The organism is Dysgonomonas sp. UBA7710, from assembly GCF_002482385.1.
In the GTDB taxonomy this organism is placed as follows: Bacteria; Bacteroidota; Bacteroidia; order Bacteroidales; family Dysgonomonadaceae; genus Dysgonomonas.
Genome location: NZ_DLFW01000040.1, coordinates 54643 through 76493 on the forward strand (window position 1 = coordinate 54643; position 21851 = coordinate 76493).

Sequence of the window (21851 nt, forward strand, 5' to 3'; positions counted from 1 at the left end):
TCAGTATTTATACAATGAGTGACAGGAGATTTTTCCCGCTCCTGCCACTCTATTCTGTTTATTTAATGCTATTCAGTAGTTCTACTTTCCCCTCATTAATCTGCTTTAAAATCAACTCTCCGAACAGAGTGTTTTGCCAGGCAAACCAAGAACGGGTAAAGTTCTTCGGATCATCCTTGTGAAAGGATTCATGCATAAAACCAGTACCGGCATCGGTATTCATCAACATTTCTATACATGTCTTGATTTCTTCATCGTTGTGGCTGGTAAAAGCCTTCATCATAATACTCATTGGCCAAACCATATCGTAACCAATATGAGGCCCCCCAATTCCTTCTCCGGCCGTACCTTTGAAGAAATAAGGATTGTCTTTGCTCCATACAAATTTCCGCGTATTCTGATAGATAGGATCATTAACATCCACATCTCCTAAATAAGCCAAAGACAAAAGGCTGGGAGCATTAGAGTCGTCCATCAGGTACTGGTTGCCAAATCCATCTACTTCGAAAGCATAGATGGTACCGTATTTCGGGTGATTGTAAGTTGCATATTTCTTCAAGGCTGTTTCTACTTCCTGAGCCAGGTCGCGACATTCCTGAGCCTGTGCGGGACGGTTACTTACCTCGGACAATATCTCGGCTGCTTTTCTGAGCGATGTTACAGCAAAGAAGTTGGAAGGTACCAGAAACTGGAAGGTAGTAGCATCATCAGACGGGCGAAAACAGGAGACAATCAATCCTACAGGATTTACAGGATTACCTAATCCATCATTGTTTAAAGTATCTAACTGGCGTTCGGTTGTCCTTTGGAATTTGTAAGGCCCTACTCCATCTTTACGTTGTTGCTCTTTAAACGTTTTCAGAATATTTGTGATCGCTTGCAACCATTCTTCGTCGAATATACTGGTATCTCCTGTGGTTTTCCAATAGTGATATGCCAGACGAAGAGGATAGCAAAGAGAATCGATTTCCCATTTCCGTTCATGCAACTCCGGCTTCATATCCGTAAGGTCACTCATCCACTGGTGATCGGGATTAGGATCATGTGGATCTATAAAAGCATTGGCATAGGGATCGATTATAATACATTTGAACTGGCGGCGGATAACACCTGCAAGCATAGCCTTCAATTCAGAATCCTGATTTGCCAGTTGTACATAAGGCCAAACCTGTGCTCCCGAGTCGCGTAACCACATCGCATGAATATCACCGGTATAGACCACTGTATCGTCCTTGCCATCTGTTTTTCGGTAACGCACGGTTGTATCCAGCGTATTAGGAAAACAATTTTCGAACATCCAGGCCAACTTTTGGTTGGTGAGCATTTTTTTTACGCGGACAATTTCATTCTCCACCGCGTTCGACTTAAAAAAGCGGTCTTTTTGAGGAGGGCGGTTACTCTTGTATTTATTATCCACATTCAACATATTCTCAATATTCGTATTGTCTTTAGGGAGAGCCAGCGTATGCGAAGCCTGTACTTCCCCAGCCATAGAGAGTGCTGCCACTACACTGCACAATAGTGTAAGCTTTTTCTTTTTCATTTTGCTTGATTTGATTAATTGCTATTAATAAAGTTACTTATATTTTTTCAGATTAGCCATACGCCCGTATATTTCAACCATGGCAGCCTGTGTTAGCAACCATTTTTTTGCATCTTGATTTTTGCCGCTGAAATCTGTACTAAACAAACCGTTCTCATCCCTGGCATTATTCCACGCATAGTCTAAGCTTTTGCCGAATGCCTCGATATATATTTTATTATTATCCAGATTATATAATTCAATAAATCCTCTTAACATGACTGCAGTAAACCAAACATCACCTTTCTTTATCATACGGAATTTCTCCCCGTCTTTTCCTGTGAAATCCGAAAAGAAATAGTTGTAACAGGCCTGTGCTATGTTTTGCGCTTCGACAAGATATTTTTTGTCATTTGTCAGTTTATATAATAATGCTGCCGATTGCATCATCTGCCCACTATTGTATGCGTATTTGGCTTTGCTTATTTTGCCGTCTAAACTGATATTATCAAAATATAAGTAGTCTGTATCCTGCAAATGGAGCTTAGTCCATTCATATAATTCTTTTCCCTTATGGAAATAAGCACTGTCATTTGTCGCCTGAAAAAGCTTAAATGCGTATACAGCTCCGGGAGCATTGGAACATGTATTTTTAGACTCTTTTTTTTGTTCGCACCAGTAAATGCCTCCATTCAGTTTTTCATCCGTCCCGCTTAAAATAAATTCCCATATCAGTTTGGCTTTGTCAAGATAAGCAGTTGTTTTAGTCAACATATAAGTATCGGTGAAGTCAATCCCCAACCATACATTGTCATCATAGAAGCGGTCAGATACAGGAGCCGAATTGATATAAGAAGCATAGGCATAGGGAATTCTCTTTGTATCGAAATATTCTTCAAGCCCCGGTAATACCTGCTTCTCGAGAATTTCGCAGTATTTGTTCTTATCTCCGGCTTCCATCATTACATTGACGGCAGAGAATGTGCCTGAATAGGGCCAAAGATACGAATATTGATTCGGTCTATTATTTTGTTCATCCGTAGCAAGATAGGTTGCAGTATATTTATTGTCGAAAGGAAAGGTCTCGTGCAATAAATGAGTACCGGGTGCTGAATAGTTTTTATAAAGAGAGTCCAGTGTAACCCGGGCTCTCTCTAAGTTTTTATTTCCAGCACCTGCATCATTTACTCTGCCTGCACAACTTATCAGCGTGAAAACACTAAGAAATGAGAGGAGAACATAGGAAATTCGCATAACACTAGTTTTATTATGTTTTTATAAAATACCTTTCTTTTCCAGCAAAGCCATAGCTTCAATTGTTGTTGCAGCACTGATTGCCGAACGGAGATCACCCCATGCCTCAGTTTCCGTAGGTGTTAACCACCAGGTATAACTAAATTTAATATCCGGAAATTTTTGAGTTCCCTTAATCCACATGTACTCCGCATTATTTTTGAGGAATGCCACATAACGGGCCTTATCCGCCTGAGAAAGATCAGGATGCTGGATCAGAATCGTGAAATAACGCACAAATATTCCTTTGAACAGGTTACAGTCATGACCTCCTCCATTATCTGATTGTTCGCCATAATCCCTCATTACTCCATTTGTCACATTTATATTATAAGTTATATGGTAATTGGTAATACTGAGCGCGTCGTTCCAGTACGTCTTATCGCCGGTAATATCATACAACTCCAATGCCGCTCCCAGATATGTGCCAACATCGTAAGAATAATCGTTTCTGGTATCATTTATATTTTCAAATACCCTGCCCGAAGAAATTATTGTACGATAATATTTCATCCAATCATATATCCTCTTAGCCCATTGAAGATCGTTTAGGCCTTCTACTACCTCATCCGGATATTTCTTATATCTACGGGCAGCGATAATAGCGGCAGGTCCATTGGCAGGAATTCCTTTACCGTCACCTTTTACATCTGAATCTTTACGCCATTGAATCCCGCCTCCATCAGTGTCTGTCCATCCTTTCGCAATCCAGTTCCATAAGTCCCTTGAAGACGCTTCGTATCTCGTATCTCCGGTTGCTTCCAATGCTCTCATATGAGCCAAGCCATGCCAACCCATATCATCATAATATTCATTCTCCCAATTATTACTATACCAGTTTTTCTGTCTTACTCCTTCATACCAATCATAAATAGCCTGCTTGTATTTATTGTCATTGGTGCGCAGATAGGCATCGACCAGAACATCCAAGCCGTGTGCTTCGGGCCAATAGTCATTCCATGCAACCTGCCCATCATAAGTATTATTGAAGCAATGACTCGTCGTATTCCAATATCTGTTTACAAACGAAGTGGTACTACTGTCTACTGCGGCAGCCCAGCTTACTGTATAGAAACCATCCTTTACCTTTATCTGCCCATCAATGTAACCATCATCATATTCAACACAGGACGAGAGAATCAATGCTATGATAAAAGGTATTATATATATTTTTTTCATAAATATAGCTTTTTATTTTTTACAAGAGCAGGCTATAGACCTGCCCTTGTTTTTGAATTCTCAATATTTAATTTTTCTGTACGGTATGTGTGTAGTTCGCCCCTCCCTGCATATAAAGGGTAACTGTTACATTTGAATTATCCATCTCTCCGGCAAATTTCCATTTATCATCCCATTGAGTCACATTGTCCAATAATTTCACATAGTAATACGATGCAGGCGAATTAGAACTCGGACGGCTATCAGTACCATTCAATGTCCCTATCTGTCGTGTTCCCTTATCTGTTTCCAATTGGAATTTGTACCGTTCATCCCTACCCCAGCTTTCTTGTTTAAATTCTACATTACCTGTTCCGGCCCAAACTCCTAATCCGACATAGTTCATATCTATAATAACTTTATTATCAGGACAGAACCATACTCCCATTTTTGTTATCCGGGTCATCGTTGTTCCTTTGTTTGAGAAGTCGAGAGTTATACGGTAAATACCTTTTGCGTCCACTGTAGTAGCTTCGCCATTGTCTGCATCGGCCAATTTTCCGGCAGCATCAATGTAATATATTTCAGGTTCGCCCGAAGTTCTGTCAACGAATGTATATGTGCCCTGATTGTCCAGTTCTGTATATATTTCAAATTTACCATCACCTACATTTTGCATTAATATAGCTTTAGATAGATCCGCTCCGTTCTCGGTAGCTTCTCCGGTAATATATACATTATCAGGAATAACTTCAAATCCTTCCAGACGTGTTACTACCAGTTTATTTTTTTGCGGACAAACGGCTGAACTGATTCCACGCCAGGAAACAACCGACCAATAGATTGTACCTGTTTCGCCGGTCGCAATTCCGGCCGCGGAAGATGCCCTGTTTATATCAACATGCGAGATATTAGCATACAACTCCTTGCCATTGTTATCGGAGGCCAGCCTGTAAACAGGATTCTCCAAATCAGATTCTTTATAGAATACAACTTCGTATGCAACAAGTTGCCCGTCCTGGGCGTGGCTTTGAGACCACTGGAAACGGAATGATGCTCCCTGTTGAGAACTCAACTGCAGATTCTGATTGTCTACAGGTGCATATAAGTTGTCCACAGGTGTTACGTTCGGGTCATGATATTCCATATCATCACTTTTGCAGCCAACCATTACAAGTACGGCGGAAAATAAGATAAGAGCTTTATATATTATAGTTTTCATATTATTTTATATTTTAATATTTATTTAAATAGCTTATAACTAATATTAATATCCCGGGTTATTCGGCTTAAGATTTGGATTTATATCCATTTGCGACAATGGTACAGACCATAGATAATCACGGGTATTATTAAATTTATATTCTCCTGCACGCAGATAACCACCATCTATACTTGAGGAAGAGCCTCCAAACTTAAATCCATGAAGATATCCGCTGAGAACCTGGTCTCCTATCTTCCAACGTTTAATATCGAACCAACGCAAACCTTCGAGAGCCAGCTCGACACGCCTTTCATTCCTGATAATGTCCTGCAACTCCTGCTTACTCTTCGCAGCAGGATAATCCAGAGCAGCCGCAGTTGTATGCCCGGCCCGTGCACGGATAGGTTTAATAGTAAGTCCCCAATCTTCCGAACTGATTTTATCTAATTCGTTACAAGCTTCAGCATACATCAATAGTACATCAGCATAACGAAACATGATGATATTCGTACTGTTTTTCATATTCGCTCCCATGTTCCAGTCATAATACTTGCGTACATAATATCCGGTTTTGGTTTGCAGTTCCAACATTCCTTTATAAGAATCGCTTGTTCCTGAACCCAGTTTTGTTTTTATAATATTAATAGAGCCATCTTTATTCAGCCACTCATAATTATCATACACTATTGTTCCCCACAAACGGGAATCTCTATTTACATACGGATTGTTTTCATCATAACCAGGATCTTTATCAGCACCTTTTACCGGAAGCCCGTTCATTGTCAGATAAGAGTCTACCAGTTCCTGCGTAGGATTGTCTGCAGATATTTCTGCATATTTAGTAATTGGAGCCATGCCTTTCATATCGGTCCATGTCTTTAAATCCGGAACATATGTGATATCCAGAATAACTTCTCTATTATATTCCTCTTCAGGAGTAAAAAGCCTGAAATAGCTTTGTATAGGATTTTGCGGATATTCAAACAACTTGTATTGCCCATACTTATCCTGTTCTTTTATAAGGCGTCCTGCATATAATTTTACCTTTTCGTAATTGTTTTCGTAAAGATATGCACGTGCCTGAAAAGCGCATGCGGCACCGAGGGTTATACGTCCGTTTTCAGCAGCAGGAAGATTATCGACCTTAGGCAGATAGCCTCTGTTGAGAATATCTTCAAGTTCGGTATGTATAAACTCCATTACAGTCGCCTTTGACGTACGATTTATATCATAAGAATCTTCCAAAGAAAGCTCGGAGGTAAAGAATGGTATATCACCATAGTAATTGGTCATTCTAAAGTAGATGAAAGCCCTTATAAAACGTATTTCGTCGATCATCCTGTTCTTTGCATTTTCACTTAAACCCGGTACTCGGTCTATATTTTTGAGGAATACATGGCATGTTTTAATTCCTCCGTAAGAATCCTTCCATTCATTTTTGAACAGATCTAAAGAGGGGGTAGCCTGACCTCTGCGTATAGTGCTGGGATCACTTGAACCATAGGTATGAACCATATTATCACTAAGGAATTCATCCCGCCACATTATGCCGGCATTGTACATTTGGTTGTATGCCATATTTACTACCAGCATAGCCTTGGACTCAGATGTCCAGTATTTAGCATCCGTAAATTTGTCGCGAGGTTCTCTGTCGAGGTCTTCACAAGAAGAGAAGAGCAAAATCCCTGCGAGTATGGTTGCGATATATAATAAATTTCTCATATTCATATACTTATTTAAAATTCGATGTCAATACCAAATCCGTAATATTTAAGAGTAGGATAATTCCGTCCACTGTTTGTTCCACTTCGTCCCATGTTATTGTCATACTCTGATGATTCGGGATCAATGAACGAATTTTTTGACAGTGTGAATAAATTCTGAGCATTTACATAAGCCCTGGCTCTACCTAGTCCTATCTTTTGTACGATTTTCTTAGGAATAGTATATCCCACCTGGATATTTTTCAGACGAAGGTATTTTCCATCCAGAATAAAAATATCAGAACCACGTTTCCAGTTATTTGCAAAAGAATCGGAAGAATCGTCTGTCAAACGTGGATATTTGGCATCGGTATTTGCTGTAGACCAGGTATCGAGTTGGTGCTTATACATTACCGGATACCAGGCACCACTATGAAACGGTACATAGATATCACCGCGAAGCGCTTGCTTACGCTGGCCCACACCTTGTATCAGCATCGACAGGTCGAATCCTTTATAATCAACATTGTAGGTAAACCCAAAAGAATAGTGAGGGAAACCATCACCCAAATAAAAACGGTCATCGTCATTTATTATACCATCGCCGTTGCGGTCAACAAATTTCAGGTCACCCGGCTGGATATTTTTTACATTATCAGGGATGGCCGAATTTTTAATTTCATCATAGCTTTGGAAAAATCCATCCGTTTTTAATCCATAATATGCTCCTAAAGGCAAGCCTGCACGTGTAATATATCCTACATTGCTATCGACTGTCTCAATCTGCTCTTGCGGTATATCAGTAACTTTGTTTTTTGAATTTGCTATATTGAATGAAAAATTATGATTGAAACCTGCTGCACTTAATCTGTAATTCAGGGTAACTTCCCATCCGCGGTTTATCATTGACCCGATATTGACACGTTCCAATTCTGTACCATAGACACTTGGAGTTATCGGCTTATCCAGCATATCAGTTGTTTTCTGATCGAAATAATCCAGATTAACGGTCAAAGAATTTTTTAAGAATGTGAAGTCAGCTCCAATATTGAACGTTTTCACTTTTTCCCATTTCAAGTCAGGACTAGCTTCTACAAATCCGGTTCCCGATACGGCAGAGTTATTGAATCCGGCACTGTTCGTATAAGCTGTATATGTTGTAAAATACAGATAGTCCGGTATTTCCTGATTACCAAGGATACCCCATGAACCACGAATCTTGAGATCTCCTATCTTGTCACGATAAAAGTCCATAAACGATTCTTCAGATGGACGCCAACCTAATGAGACAGAAGGGAATGTTCCCCACCGGTTATCTTTAGGGAAGCGGCTTGAGCCGTCGGTACGTACAGTTGCTTCTGCATAATATTTATCTGCATAATTGTAATTTACACGGCCGAAAACAGATTGGATTACACGTTCGGTAGTATTGTTCACCTCTGTTCTGCTTTCATTAAATATTGTTTGCGTCTCCCCTTCTGAAATAGGTATTCCCAAGTCTATATCGGTATATTTTGTTTTTACATCTATACCCTTGTTATTCAAAAATTCCTGGGAGACTCCGGCCATTGCTGAGAGAGTATGTTTTCCAAACTGCTTATTATAATCGAGTAGAAACTGTGTATTTATAAATGTCCCTTTAAATGAATAATTTTCCGTGTCACGATCTGTATTTTCAGTTCTCGCAATTTCTGAACTATTCTGTTTATAAAGATTATATTGGAGCCTGCGTATAAAACGGGAATTAGACGTCAGGTCGAAACCGAATACTCCTCTGGCTTTAAGATTGTCGATTATCTTAAAGTCTAAACTAAGACCTAGATTCATTAAGTCGTTATTATGCTTATTATAGCCCCCCAATTCGAGTGCAGCAGCAGAATTTGTACTAATAGAACTTTGAATATATCTTCCCGATGCATCTCTTGGTGTATTGTAATAATATTTCGGTGTACGGGCTGCATCAGCGATTTTGAAACCGGCATTCGCTTCATCCCCCTTTATATCGTTTCTTGTATACCCTAATATTACATTGAGTTTCATTCGCTTATACTCAGTCGTGAGATTGGTGCGTAAATTATATCTTTTGATACCATAATCGGGGCCTATGAAGTTGCTACCCTGATTGTAATATCCACCGGAAACCATATACGTTGAGTTAGTTGTTCCACCAGAAACGCTGACATTGTAGGATTGCTGAAGGGCTGTTTTGAAAATATAATCCATCATCCATTCAGCATCATCATGATCTTTCAGGTCTTGAATCTGCTGAGGGCTGTATGCCAGGCTGTTTCCTCCGTTTGCTAATGCTACATTCATCATCGTCGCGTTCTGCCAGCCATCGAGAGGTGTATACAAAATATTAGGAGATTCGAAACCTACCGATCCGCTAAAGCGAACTGTCGGCTTTGCATTTTTTTCTCCTTGTTTAGTTGTAATCAAAATAACACCACTAGCCGAACGTGATCCATAGATAGCTGTACTACCAGCATCTTTGAGTACAGATATATTTGCTACATCGGCAGGATTCAGCTTGTTCATATTATCGATATCAGTGATCATACCGTCGATAACAACCAAAGGAGTATTATTTGTCTTCGTTTTAACCCCGCGAATATTTATATTCATTGTATTTTCATTCGGGTTCATACTCCGTTGCTGGATTACAAGATTGGGTGACGCTCCTTGCAATGCCTGTGCCAGATTAGCAACAGGACGATTTTCTATCGCTTTGGAAGTTATCTGGTCAACAGCTCCTACAACGTGTCTGCGTGTAGTAGTTCCATAACCGATAACAATTACCTCATCAAGCATTTTGGTATCTTCTTCCATTATAATATTGAAGAATGAAGTACTCCCGGCTTTTACTTCCTGGGTAAGGAATCCAACATAAGAAAATACCAGAATATCGTTTTCATTACAATTGATAGTAAAACCACCATCGATATCAGTTACCGTTCCATTAGTTGTACCTTTTACAGTCACACTTACCCCTATCAAGGGCTCTCCTGCACCATCTTTGATAATACCTTTTACGGCTGCTTGTATTGATGGCGGAGTAACTAAATTATCAGTTTGTTTTGCATACACTCCTTCTGTGGTAAGAGACAGAATGAATGCCAGCAGCAAACTAAAAATCAAAGATTCACACTTTTTGCAAGTCATACATGTTTGATTTAATTAATTATTCGATAAAATATTAGATTTAGTAAATAGATAAGATTATCGCTGAGTAAACGATAAGAAAAAAACAGGTCAACTCGAACTTTCTTTTTCCATAAATATTAGCATTTTATGATTATTAGATTAATGTGCTTATTAAAAGTTTATCTTGATCTTTTAAACTTTAATTAACACAAAAATAGACTCGATAACTTTTTTCTTTATACGAATTTGCGACATAAAAATATCTGAAACTGCTTCGGTATTTGATTCGTACTTTTTAGTCTTAAATTCGTACTTTCCTCAATGTTAAAGCATTTGGAGACAATTTCTATATATCTTTTTTATATCAAACAATATCTAAAAAGTACTATATTTGTAGCACTTTGTTATCTCACTATTCAATATTCCACTCTTACGTTTAATTGTGGAATAACTCTAAAAAAGCCAACACCATGAAATACAGCTCACAACTAAACAGGCTTGTGTTATTTACAATCTCAATAATTTTATCCAACTCTATATGTGCTTATAGCCTCCGGCAATATTCAAGTAAAAACGGGCTTTCCAATAGCGCGATATTATCAATGTATCAGGATAAAGAAGGCCTCATGTGGTTTGGTTCTTGTGAAGGATTAAATATGTTTGATGGTTTAAGGTTCCAGGTCTTTATGCCCTCGAATGAGGAGAATATCCTGTCCGGAAATATAATTGAAAGTATTCTTGAGGCAGAGGACAATACGCTGTGGATACAGACAAATTATGGATTAGACCGTTTGGACAAGCAGCTCAAGACAGTCCGTACCTTTAAGGAATTTAAGGGTAAAAACTGGGTTATCAAAAATACGGCAAACGATATTTTTGTTGTAAAGAACGATAATTACCTTTACTATTATGTCGCAAAAGAAAATAAATTCCATAACATATACATAGAGAATCTGGTATTCGATGATATTCTGCAAATTGTTATTGATAAAGGAAATACCTTATGGATTTTCATGAAAAACGGTAAATATTTCAGTTATGGCGTTCATTTGGATGAGAATAAGGAACTAACCCTGACCAAAAAGAATTATTTTACCAATAAAGAAAATATTATCTGGTGTTTTTATGAGGATGGTATCTTCTATTTTGTAGATGACACCTATGCACTATATGAATTTGATCCTATTTCGAAGAATAAATACTATATACATGACATATCTGCCGAGGTGGTCAAATATGGAGATATATCATCTATCATCAAATATAAGGATAACTATTTCATCGGGTTTAAGAATAGCGGCTTGATTATACTGCAACATATGCCAGAACAAAAAAAGCGTTTCTCTATATATGAAGTAGATATAAAATCGGGTATTTTTTGCCTGATGAAAGATAAATATCAGGATATTGTGTGGGTCGGGACCGATGGGCAGGGAGTATATATGTATTATACCGATTCGTATACAATAAAGGCGACATTGTTCCGGGATCTTCCTCATAATATAAACAATCCCATAAGAACATTCTTTCTCGATGATAAGAATACATTATGGATTGGAACAAAAGGGGACGGTATCCTTTCTCTTGGCGGTTATGATATTGCAACAAGCAGCCAGGCTACATCGGCTCAATTTCAGACAATTAATAGTCAACTGAAAGATAATTCGGTTTATACAATAGTTCCCAGTAAAAAAAATATCTTATGGATAGGAAGCGAAAAAGGAATAAATTATTATTCATATAAGGATAAAAAAATCAAGAATATAGATGTCTCCATAGACGGAAAGCCTGTACAATATGTTCATTCGATATGCGAATTTAACGACTCCACACTTTGGATAGCCACAGTAGGTGAAGGTATTGTAAAAGCGCGTTTGGGCGGAGACAATGACAATCCCGTAATAAGTAATGAAAAATTGTTTTTGTTTGATGAGGGCAAATTTTCTTCAAACTACTTTTTTACGACATATAAAGAAAACGATTCTGTTATCTGGTTTGGAAACAGAGGATACGGCGCTTACAGGATTAATAATTATACTGAAGATATTGAAACTTTCACCTTTGACCAAAACGATAGAAATCAGACGTTAAATGATATTTTTTCAATTCTGAAAAACAAAGACGGCTATTGGTTTGGAACAAGTTACGGACTAGCGCGGATGTATGATGACGGAAAAAAACAAACTTTTGATAAAGAGAACGGATTTCCTAATAACGCTATTCATGGTATCCTCCAGGATTATTATAACAACCTATGGCTAAGCACAAATCAGGGGCTTATCAAATTTAATATAGCACAAAATACATTTCAGACATACCGGCAACATAACGAACTGGAAGTGACTGAATTCAGTGATGGCGCTTACTTTAAGCACGAAAACACAGGTGTCTTATTTTTTGGCGGCATTAATGGATTTATAACAATTATCGCCAATGAACTAGCAAAAGAGGATTATAGTCCGCCTATACAGTTCAATGGTTTATCCATATTCGGTAAAGAGAATAATATATTCGACTTTTTAGAAATAAACAATGAGGATAAAACGCTGAAACTAAATTACAGGCAAAATTTCTTTTCTGTATCTTTTACTGCTGTGGACTATATACATGGCAACGATTATACTTACTTCTATAAACTGGACGAATTGAGTACGGACTGGATTGATAACGGCACTTCCAATACAGCAGCATTTACGAATATTTCTCCGGGTAAGTATACTTTGTTGGTGAAGTACAGGAATAATATAACCGGAAAGGAAAGCCCTGTACAATCTTTATTTATAGATATACTCCCTCCCTGGTATCTCACCAACATGGCTTATCTGGTATATGCCATCCTCTCCCTTTTCATCCTGTTCATTATCATACGGTTCTCTATCAAATGGTATAAGATGAAAAAGGATAACATTATAGAAAGGCTGAACCGTCAGCAACGGGAAGAAATTTATGAATCCAAACTTCGCTTCTTTACTAATATTACGCACGAACTATGTACTCCTCTGACACTGATATACGGCCCGTGCGAAAAGATACTTTCATATAAAAATACAGATAATTATATAAACAAATATGCAACCCTTATTCAGCACAATGCCGAAAAACTAAATGGCCTGATTTCCGAGCTCATCGAATTCAGACGATTGGAAACAGGTAATAAGACCCTTGAAATAAGGAATCTTTCCGTATCGGAGTTAACCCGTAATATAACAGATTCGTTTACAGAACTAGCTGAAGCTAAAGGCTTCGAATATGAAGTCAGCATTGAAGAAAATGTTTTGTGGAACACCGATCCGGGTTGCTTATCCAAGGTTGTAACCAACCTTATTTCAAATGCTTTTAAATATACATCCGATAATGGGAAAATAGGTTTTGAGCTATTTGTCAAAGGGGGAAAACTTAATATTGCAGTCTCAAATACAGGAAAAGGTATTAAGAAAGAAGATATAGCCAAGATTTTTGACCGCTATACAATTCTTGACAATTTTGAAGGACTGAATAAGAATAAAGTGTCTCCAAGAAATGGTTTGGGGCTGGCGATTTGCCATAATATGGTAAAATTACTTGAAGGTGAGATAAATGTATCCAGCACTCCTAATGAAGTGACCGTATTTACTGTAACTCTTCCTGTTGTGGAAGTTACTGACGACTCACCGGTTTACGACAGTACAGAGCTGAGCCTTATAGAAGAAACCCTGCCTGTTAATCCGGAAAATTCACCCATACCGGATGATTACATACTGCCCGGATATGATAAAGAAAAGAAAACAATAATGATTGTAGACGATGATCCGTCTATGCTGTGGTTTGTAACGGAGATTTTTATAGAACAGTACAATGTAATACCTATAAACGATGCGAAGGAAGTAATACCTTGCCTGAAAAAGAGCCTTCCCGATCTTATAATTTCGGATATAATGATGCCTGATATCGACGGATTGTCACTAACAGCCTCAATAAAGGCGGATAAACTCCAAAACCATATTCCTTTAATTCTTTTGTCGGCTAAAAATACCGAGGAAGACCAGATCAGAGGGATTGATTCGGGAGCTGAAGTGTATATCACCAAGCCATTCAATGTAAAGTATCTGGAAAAAGTGGTCGAACGGTTAATTAAAAGAAAAGAAGATTTACAGCAGTATTTCTCTTCGGCTTTAAGCTCTTTTGAAGTAAGTGAAGGGAAACTTACGCATGAGGAAGACCGAAGATTCATGGAAAAAGTCTATGAAATAATAGAAACGAATATTGCAAATCCGGATCTTTCTGTAGAGACTATCAGTTCTTCCTTAGGATATAGCACCCGCCAGTTTTATCGGAGACTAAAAGATATTACTCCCAAAAAAACAGTCGATATAATTAAGGAATATAAACTGGATGTGGTAAAAAGGTTGTTGATCAGTACAAATTTATCTGTTGATGAAATTATGGATAAAACAGGCTTCGTAAATAGAGGAAACTTTTTCAAGATATTTTTTCAGAAGTTTGAAACAACACCTAAAAAATACAGGGAAGAAGTCCGTAAGAATGCAGGAAAATCTACAGACGCCCCTTTATAAATTATTGTTCACATCTATATGCATTAATAAGTATATAGATGAGATAATCTGTATATTTACCGTAGGCTCTAATTATTCTACGAAGTTCAAATCTCTAAATCTTAAACTAATCTATTACAGTTGTTCAAGATATTCGGTAGGGCTTTCACCATAAATATCTTTAAAACATTTAGCGAAATAGGATGGAGAAGAGAATCCGGCTTCATATGCCACTTCGGATATCGATTTAACTTTGCTGTTCAGCAATTGTTTTGCGTATTTAAGCCTTACTATCCTGATCAACTCGTTAGGAGAATAGTTTGTTAAAGATTTTATCTTTCGATAGAGTTGCGAACGAGATAACTTGAGATGATCAGCCAGTTCGTCCACATTTAATTCCGAATTGGAAATATATTCTTCAACATAAGCCTGAAAGTCATTGATAAAGTTTTGCTCCATCTCTCCCAACGATTCTTTTTTTGTGTCATTTATCAGGTTGTTACCAAAAGCCTCCTTTATTTTCTGACGGTTCTCTATCAATTTACACACCCGTATTTTCAGCAGGTGTGCATTGAACGGCTTGGGGATATAAGCATCCGCACCACTTTCAAAGCCTATTAATTTTTGCTCATCGAGGGAACAGGCAGTCAACAAGATAATAGGTATGTGGTTGGTCGATACATTCTCTTTCAACAAACTACATAGCTCAAATCCATCTTTTCCGGGCATCATTACATCACTGATAATAATATCAGGAATGAACTTCTTTGCCTTGCTAAGCCCGTCTACTCCGTTATCTGCCGTTATGACATTATATTCTTTGTTGAGTATATGCTGAATGAATTTACACATATCGTAATTATCCTCGACGACCAGCACCACAGGCTTATCCTCATCTTCAGAGGCTGTTAATTGTAGCTCCGGCCCAATCTCATCTGTCTCTGACTCGAGTCTGGATTCTGTATATCCTGAAACATATGAATCGTACATCGCCGGATTGTCCAGAACAAGAGGCAACAGGACACAAAATGTAGTCCCCGCACTTTCGTCACTCCACACATCTATTTTCCCTTTATGTGCCTCTACAAGCGCAGCAGTCAATGAAAGGCCTATACCTGTACCCTCGCTACCCTGATCTACCTTATAAAAACGATCGAAGACATTTCTCAATATTTCGGGCGGTATATATGATCCACTATTAAATACTGATAATTCGGCAAAATCCCCTCTTTCCAGATTCTCCTTTTTTAACTTGACCTCAACTTCTCCTGATATATTTACAAACTTCAATGCATTTGATATAAGATTAAAGTATATCTTTTCTACTTTTTCTTTATCAAAAACCATATCGAATGAAGTACCATCTGTCGAAAAAGAGAAGTTCACTCGTTTACGCTTAATCCATTCACTGAATAATGGATTTACATCTTCTATAAATTCTTTCAGGTTCCCTTCCGAAAAATGCATATTCATTTTGCCATTTTCATAGCTCCTAAACTCAATAATTTCAGAAATGAGATACAATAGACGGTTACTATTTTTCTTAACCAGGGTAAGTAGTTCATGTTGCTCCTTCGTCAGATATCCGTCGGTAAGCAAAGATTCTACAGGTCCCAGTATGAGAGACAAAGGTGTCTTGAACTCATGAGAAATATTAGTAAAAAAGACTAATTTGGCATGCGTCGCCTCTTCCAATTGTTTCGATATAGCCAGCAATTGTTCTTTCTGCTCCCTGAGTTCTTCTGCCTGACGTTTTATTTCTTCATTTTGATGAGCAAGCAGCCGGTTCGCTTTACTTTTCGCCCGGTAAGCTTTAAATGAAATGAGTAAAAAGAAGGAAATAAGAACAATGGCTATAATAGAAATATAAAATAACGTCTTCTGATTGGTATACCTTACCAAGCTATCGTTTAATGAAGAATTTATAGAATCTATCTTCAACTGCTGTTCGGCTATTTGTTCGGTCTGCAACTGCAATACCCGCACATTGCTTTTATCAATAACGGTAGTGTACAATGTGTTTTCCCTATGAAATGGCTGATTTTTCAATATCTTCATTGCCAGATCAACAACTTTATCTCCTCCCGTAGGATAAATGAAAGATGCGTCCTGAACATTATTCTGGATATTCTGGATTCCTCCGCCTTCACCGGACAGAGCATCAACCCCTATAATAAATGGAGTCTTTCCTGTATACTTCCGGGATGCTTCGTATACACCTGCAGCCATTGGATCATTCATAGCAAACACCAGGTCTATATGTTCATACTCGCGCAATATATGGCTCATCTGAAGTTTAGCTTCCTCTTTCAGAAAATTTCCACGAGCCTCGGCAATAATCTGTATTTCAGGATAATTCTTTAGTCCATCAATAAATCCTGCATGACGCTCAGCGTCGGAAGTAGACCCATTCCATCCTCTCATCTCAACGATGTTTCCTCTTCCATTGAGTATACCTGCAGCATAAAGCCCGACTTCTTTGCCAATCTGATAATTATCGGCACCTACATAAGCTGTATAATCCTCTGTATCTATTCTTCGATCGACCAATATAACAGGGATACCGCTTTTATAGGCTTTTTGTATTACCGGTGTCAGAGCTTTCGATTCGTTAGGCGATATAATCAGGAGATTCACACTTTGTTCTATTAACCATTCGATATCTTCTATCTGTTTTTGTGTATCATCTTTTACGCTCCGGATGATAATATTTGCATCCTTATGAAATCCGATTTCGCGTTGCATCTCATTATTCATCGTTTCACGCCACAGATCATCGCTACACTGCGATACACCTATGGTATAACGAGTATCTTTGTCTTGCTTACAAGATAAGAAGAGAAATAAAGCGATAAAACAGAGCAAAACTTTAATTTTCATGGCATCAAATTTAGAACAAAGTAATAAAAGTACAAAAAGCACTATTATGTTTAAATGGTGCTTTTTTAACAATATATGATAATAGATTAACCTCTATTGTGGAACAGGTCTAAATAAGCATCAGCCAGTTTCGGCATTGCTCCATGTTGCAAACAGACATAGGCAGAAACCTCTACTGCTAATTGATGGGCATCCTCGATCCGCTCTCCATGCAAATATGCCGCAACAAAAGCCGCCGTAAAAGAGTCTCCGGCACCAACAGTATCCGCGACATGGACTTTTGGTGTAGGCTGGTATGATGTCTGGCGAGCAGTAAATACGAAGCTGCCTTCAGTTCCTTTTGTTAAGATAAGAATATTAAGATTATATTCATCGAGAAGCCTTTTACAGATATCCTGTTCCTCTCCATTCCAATCGAAAAGGGCTGCGATTTTAATAACCTCTTCATCATTAATCTTCATCATATTAGCCATTTGCAATGATTCTTCTATGATCTCTTTGGTGTAATAATCTAAGCGTAAGTTGATATCGAATATCTTCAGACTGTCTTCGGGCATAGCAGCCAGAAACTTGCGGATAGTCTCACGTGAAACAGCACTTCGTTGGGCTAAGGAGCCAAAACATACAGTCTGCGTATTTTTTGCCAGATTCTCGGTACGGGCCGTAAATGGAATATTATCCCAAGCTACGTCTTCACAAATCTCGTATTGCGGTACGCCCGATTTATTAAGCGTAACTTGTACTGTTCCAGTTGGATAATCGGTTGTTTCAATCAAGTAATTCAATTTTTTATCTTCTAAGCCCGATAAGATTTCTTTTCCCAAAAGGTCTTCACCAATCGCACTTACTGTATATCCGTTGAATCCGAACTGAGATACATGATAAGCAAAATTAGCGGGTGCTCCTCCCAAAACTTTACGTTCAGGGAATACATCCCAAAGGATTTCACCTAATCCTACTACAATATTTTTCATTTTGTCTATTATTTTTTCAATTTCACATTATGCAACTGTTATACTCCCTTTTAGCTTAAACGATATAAACAACAGGTAAACAACACCTATACTCATTACAGCCAACGCCCCTATCTGTGATGACAGCATGTCGGTAGCCAACCCCATGAAGAACGGGAAAACAGTTCCTCCGAAAAGTCCCATAATCATAAGTCCCGATGCTTCATTTTTCTTATCAGGATTTTGGAGTAAGGCTTGAGAGAAGATTATAGGGAAAATGTTTGAATTACCGAAGCCGATCAAAGCTATCGCAATATATAATGCAATCTTATTATCGAAAGTAAAAAATACCAGCATTGACAAGATCATACAAATGACACTTATCCCAAAGAATTTTTTAGGTGAAAAACGGGCTAATATAAATGCTCCACTAAAGCACCCTATTGTACGGAACAGAAAATAGACACTCGTCGAGTAAGTTGCATCCTGAAGAGTTATTCCCAAACGTTCCATTAATATCTTAGGAGCTGTTACATTAATACCTACATCAATACCCACATGGCACATTATTCCCAGAAAACAAAGCAATATAAATTTATTACCCAGCAAGGCAAAACACTCCTTAAATGATGCATTCTTACTATCTTCCTTTTCTTCATATATAGACGTGAATCCGAGCCAAAGGATCGCAATAACAGCTATTACCATGAATAAAGGGAATAGTAAGCGCCAATTCTCGAACATAAGTGCAGCCCGGGCCATTATGATAGGTGCTATAAAAGAAGCAATCGCCTTTATGAATTGTCCGAAAGTAAGGGAACTTGCCAGTTTATCTCCCTTTACGATGCTCGACAGCAATGGATTTAATGAAACCTGCATCAATGTATTACCAATCCCTAATAAGGAGAAAGATATGAGCATAGAGATGTATGAATAACTGATAACAGGTATAAGTAATGATGTTGCTGTTATAATGAGACTCAGAATTACAGTTCTACGCCGGCCTATTTTACCCATTAATACTCCGGTAGGTACCGAAAAAAGCAAAAACCAGAAAAAAACCATCGATGGGAAAATATTCGCTTCGGTATCGGTCAGCACCAGGTCTGCCTTTACATAATTAGATGCAGCACCTACCAGGTCTACAAAGCCCATACAGAAGAAAGCCAGCATCACAGGCAATAGGCTTACGTATATACTTTTTTGTTTCATTTCAGATCATTATTATTTTAAATTATAGATATTCATATCTTCTATATCAATTGTTTCCCCATCAGTTGCGAATACCAGTGAGTTGTACGGCTCGGTAGGAAAAACAAGATTCGTTTGCACCAACTCTCCGTCATTGACAAATAATTCGGTAGAAGCTTTATCAACAAACAGTCTTATTTTATAATAATCTTTGGCAACCAGCGGTGCATTAATAAGGACCGTAGCAAAATTATTGGAGAAATCAATCAGGCCGCTTTTCGCCCGGTCGACAGAAAGGGTATTTTTCTTCAGGTCGAATATGAAACGAATGTTTTCTCCTTTTATGTTTACCAATTTAAACTCAAAACGATCCACTCCTTTCGGTTTTACTGAAAATTCAATCTCATAAGCTCCTTGGTTGTCTTTCAATAATTTCTCAAGGGTATATGCCTTGTTCACTTGTTTGTTTCCAATCTTTTTACCGTTTCTTCTTAAGTCTGGCGTTTCTGCAATAGGAGGACTAGCCACCACTAAATGCTTACCGTTGTGTACCAGTTTCAATTCACGCACTAATGTGTTAGCGCTCGAAAAGTTTAGCGAAGGAACAGAATTTGCATAATCCCAATTGTTCATCCATCCTATAAACAAGTGACGTCCATCTTTTGCCGGAACATTATTCCATGTTACTCCTGCGTAATTGTCCCGTCCATAATCGAGCCATAAAGGATAGCTGAGATTATCGGCCCTGAATGTTTTACCATCGAAGCTGCCTATGAAATACTGGGTAGCGCTGCCTCCATTAGGTCCTCCGGGGTTGATGCTTACAAACAATACCCATTTCGTTTGTCCATTATATGTCAAAGGGAGTAGATCAGGGCATTCCCACACCCCTGCATGCGAGCCTGTACCTTCTCCAAATTCGCTCAGTTTATTCCATTCCTTGAGATTTTTCGAGCCATAAAATGTAATCGTTTGCGACGTGGCTAAAGACATTACCCACTGCCCCGAAGCATCATGCCAAAAAACTTTCGGATCGCGGAAATCTGCAATATCAGGATCTGCCAATACAGGATTATGACCATATTTGGTGAATGTACGCCCCTTATCCGTACTATATGCTATAGATTGTGTCTGGGACTTTCCGGCTGAAGTATATATAGCTACCATTGCGTCTTTACCGAAGCCTGCCGTATTATCCTTATCAATAACAGCGCTGCCTGAAAAGATTGAACCGAGCGAATCGGGAGCTAAAGCAACCGGCAGGTATTCCCACTTTTTAAGATCTTTGCTCACACTATGTCCCCAGTGCATATTTGCCCACTTCGATCCATATGGGTTATACTGGAAAAACAGATGATATTCGCCATCAAAATAAACCATGCCATTAGGATCGTTCATCCACCCGTACAGTGGAGTATGATGATATAATGGACGATATGTTTCATCATAATTAAAATTAAAAGAATCAGATTGCTTAATATCATTCAAATGCTTATCTGTCTTTTTCGCATGGGCAAAAGTCAATGTTACTTTTTTCCCTATATATTTCTCAATATCTATGGGAACCCAATAACCTATTTTCTCTGTCTGGGCAACTCTTATGTACATTGGTACACCTATGGTTGTACCCTCGACTCCAAGTGTTATAAGAGATTCGGGACTGTCATCGTCAATAGGGACAAGGATATATTTCTTGTCGGCATCAAAGACTAATTTATGGTCAATCATGAATACACTTTTTTCTGTATTACTTTGTTCTATTTGGTCTACCAGTATATGTCCCCATCCACCGCGCTGATTATCAACAATACGAATGATCGCTTTTTGTCCGGTATATTCCTTCACATTCCATGTTATCCATTGCAATGTTTCGGTCTCTACAACAGAACGCGATTTATAAATACTTTTATTATTTATAACTAATTCGATATAAGTGTCCTGATTCATTCCACCACCTATCAGAAAGTTGATATAATCACGTTCAATAGTGAAATCTTGTGAGATAAGAGTTCCGCGGGAGTCATCTCCTCCGTTAAAACTATTAGCCAGGAACTTCCCTTTAAAGCCTTCTACATTCTGTTGCCCGGCATAATTTCCTGTGGCAGGTGTTGCACCGAAAGCATCGCCCTCGACTGTCCACTTATTATAAGTGCCGGATTCAAAATCTTCTATAATAATATCTGATTTTGTGGCACAACCAATAAGGGTGAAAGCCAGAAGACCACTATATATTTTTAATTTATTATTCATTTATATCCTGTTTTGAAAGGT

At 38.2% G+C, this 21851-nt stretch carries 11 protein-coding genes; 1 reads left to right on the forward strand and 10 read right to left on the reverse strand.

Annotation, left to right across the window (positions count from 1 at the left end):
• Positions 1 to 58: 58 nt before the first annotated feature.
• From B3317_RS12430 to B3317_RS12455, 6 genes are all read right to left on the reverse strand, one after another.
• Positions 59 to 1543: a glycoside hydrolase family 125 protein gene (locus tag B3317_RS12430; protein WP_194225104.1), complete on the reverse strand. Its 1485-nt coding sequence runs from the start codon at positions 1541 to 1543 to the stop codon at positions 59 to 61.
• Between the two features lie 33 nt (positions 1544 to 1576).
• Positions 1577 to 2776 carry a glycoside hydrolase family 76 protein gene (locus B3317_RS12435; RefSeq protein WP_291112017.1) on the reverse strand — a complete coding sequence of 400 codons (1200 nt, stop codon included), beginning with the start codon at positions 2774 to 2776 and terminating at the stop codon, positions 1577 to 1579.
• Between the two features lie 21 nt (positions 2777 to 2797).
• Entirely contained in the window at positions 2798 to 3994 is a 1197-nt protein-coding gene (locus B3317_RS12440; protein WP_291112020.1) for a glycoside hydrolase family 76 protein, read from the reverse strand.
• Between the two features lie 67 nt (positions 3995 to 4061).
• On the reverse strand, positions 4062 to 5195 hold the full coding sequence (locus B3317_RS12445; protein ID WP_291112022.1) for a SusE domain-containing protein: 1134 nt from the start codon (positions 5193 to 5195) through the stop codon (positions 4062 to 4064).
• 45 nt (positions 5196 to 5240) lie between these two features.
• Entirely contained in the window at positions 5241 to 6899 is a 1659-nt protein-coding gene (locus B3317_RS12450) for a RagB/SusD family nutrient uptake outer membrane protein (RefSeq protein WP_291112024.1), read from the reverse strand.
• 14 nt (positions 6900 to 6913) lie between these two features.
• Positions 6914 to 10042 (reverse strand): SusC/RagA family TonB-linked outer membrane protein, encoded by a 3129-nt coding sequence (locus B3317_RS12455; protein WP_291112026.1) that lies wholly within the window; start codon positions 10040 to 10042, stop codon positions 6914 to 6916.
• A gap of 452 nt (positions 10043 to 10494) precedes the next feature.
• Between B3317_RS12455 and B3317_RS12460 the strand changes: the two genes are divergently transcribed.
• Entirely contained in the window at positions 10495 to 14577 is a 4083-nt protein-coding gene (locus tag B3317_RS12460) for a hybrid sensor histidine kinase/response regulator transcription factor (protein WP_291112029.1), read from the forward strand.
• A gap of 114 nt (positions 14578 to 14691) precedes the next feature.
• On the opposite strand, the gene B3317_RS12465 is transcribed toward B3317_RS12460, so the two are convergent.
• From B3317_RS12465 to B3317_RS12480, 4 genes are all read right to left on the reverse strand, one after another.
• A complete protein-coding gene (locus B3317_RS12465; RefSeq protein WP_291112032.1) occupies positions 14692 to 17436 on the reverse strand; it encodes a hybrid sensor histidine kinase/response regulator transcription factor in 2745 nt (914 codons plus the stop codon).
• Between the two features lie 86 nt (positions 17437 to 17522).
• On the reverse strand, positions 17523 to 18410 hold the full coding sequence (locus tag B3317_RS12470) for a carbohydrate kinase family protein (RefSeq protein ID WP_291112034.1): 888 nt from the start codon (positions 18408 to 18410) through the stop codon (positions 17523 to 17525).
• A gap of 27 nt (positions 18411 to 18437) precedes the next feature.
• Positions 18438 to 19601 (reverse strand): MFS transporter, encoded by a 1164-nt coding sequence (locus B3317_RS12475; RefSeq protein ID WP_291112036.1) that lies wholly within the window; start codon positions 19599 to 19601, stop codon positions 18438 to 18440.
• 12 nt (positions 19602 to 19613) lie between these two features.
• Positions 19614 to 21830, reverse strand: coding sequence for a GH32 C-terminal domain-containing protein (locus B3317_RS12480; protein ID WP_291112039.1), 2217 nt, complete (start codon positions 21828 to 21830; stop codon positions 19614 to 19616).
• Positions 21831 to 21851 lie beyond the last annotated feature (21 nt).

What these genes read in the sequence shown, in the direction of transcription:
- B3317_RS12480 (WP_291112039.1), bottom strand. Translation starts at nt 21,830, where the DNA reads ATGAATAATAAATTAAAAATATATAGTGGTCTTCTGGCTTTCACCCTT.
- B3317_RS12460 (WP_291112029.1), top strand. Translation starts at nt 10,495, where the DNA reads ATGAAATACAGCTCACAACTAAACAGGCTTGTGTTATTTACAATCTCA.
- B3317_RS12440 (WP_291112020.1), bottom strand. Translation starts at nt 3,994, where the DNA reads ATGAAAAAAATATATATAATACCTTTTATCATAGCATTGATTCTCTCG.
- B3317_RS12445 (WP_291112022.1), bottom strand. Translation starts at nt 5,195, where the DNA reads ATGAAAACTATAATATATAAAGCTCTTATCTTATTTTCCGCCGTACTT.
- B3317_RS12450 (WP_291112024.1), bottom strand. Translation starts at nt 6,899, where the DNA reads ATGAGAAATTTATTATATATCGCAACCATACTCGCAGGGATTTTGCTC.
- B3317_RS12475 (WP_291112036.1), bottom strand. Translation starts at nt 19,601, where the DNA reads ATGAAACAAAAAAGTATATACGTAAGCCTATTGCCTGTGATGCTGGCT.
- B3317_RS12470 (WP_291112034.1), bottom strand. Translation starts at nt 18,410, where the DNA reads ATGAAAAATATTGTAGTAGGATTAGGTGAAATCCTTTGGGATGTATTC.
- B3317_RS12430 (WP_194225104.1), bottom strand. Translation starts at nt 1,543, where the DNA reads ATGAAAAAGAAAAAGCTTACACTATTGTGCAGTGTAGTGGCAGCACTC.
- B3317_RS12435 (WP_291112017.1), bottom strand. Translation starts at nt 2,776, where the DNA reads ATGCGAATTTCCTATGTTCTCCTCTCATTTCTTAGTGTTTTCACGCTG.
- B3317_RS12465 (WP_291112032.1), bottom strand. Translation starts at nt 17,436, where the DNA reads ATGAAAATTAAAGTTTTGCTCTGTTTTATCGCTTTATTTCTCTTCTTA.
- B3317_RS12455 (WP_291112026.1), bottom strand. Translation starts at nt 10,042, where the DNA reads ATGACTTGCAAAAAGTGTGAATCTTTGATTTTTAGTTTGCTGCTGGCA.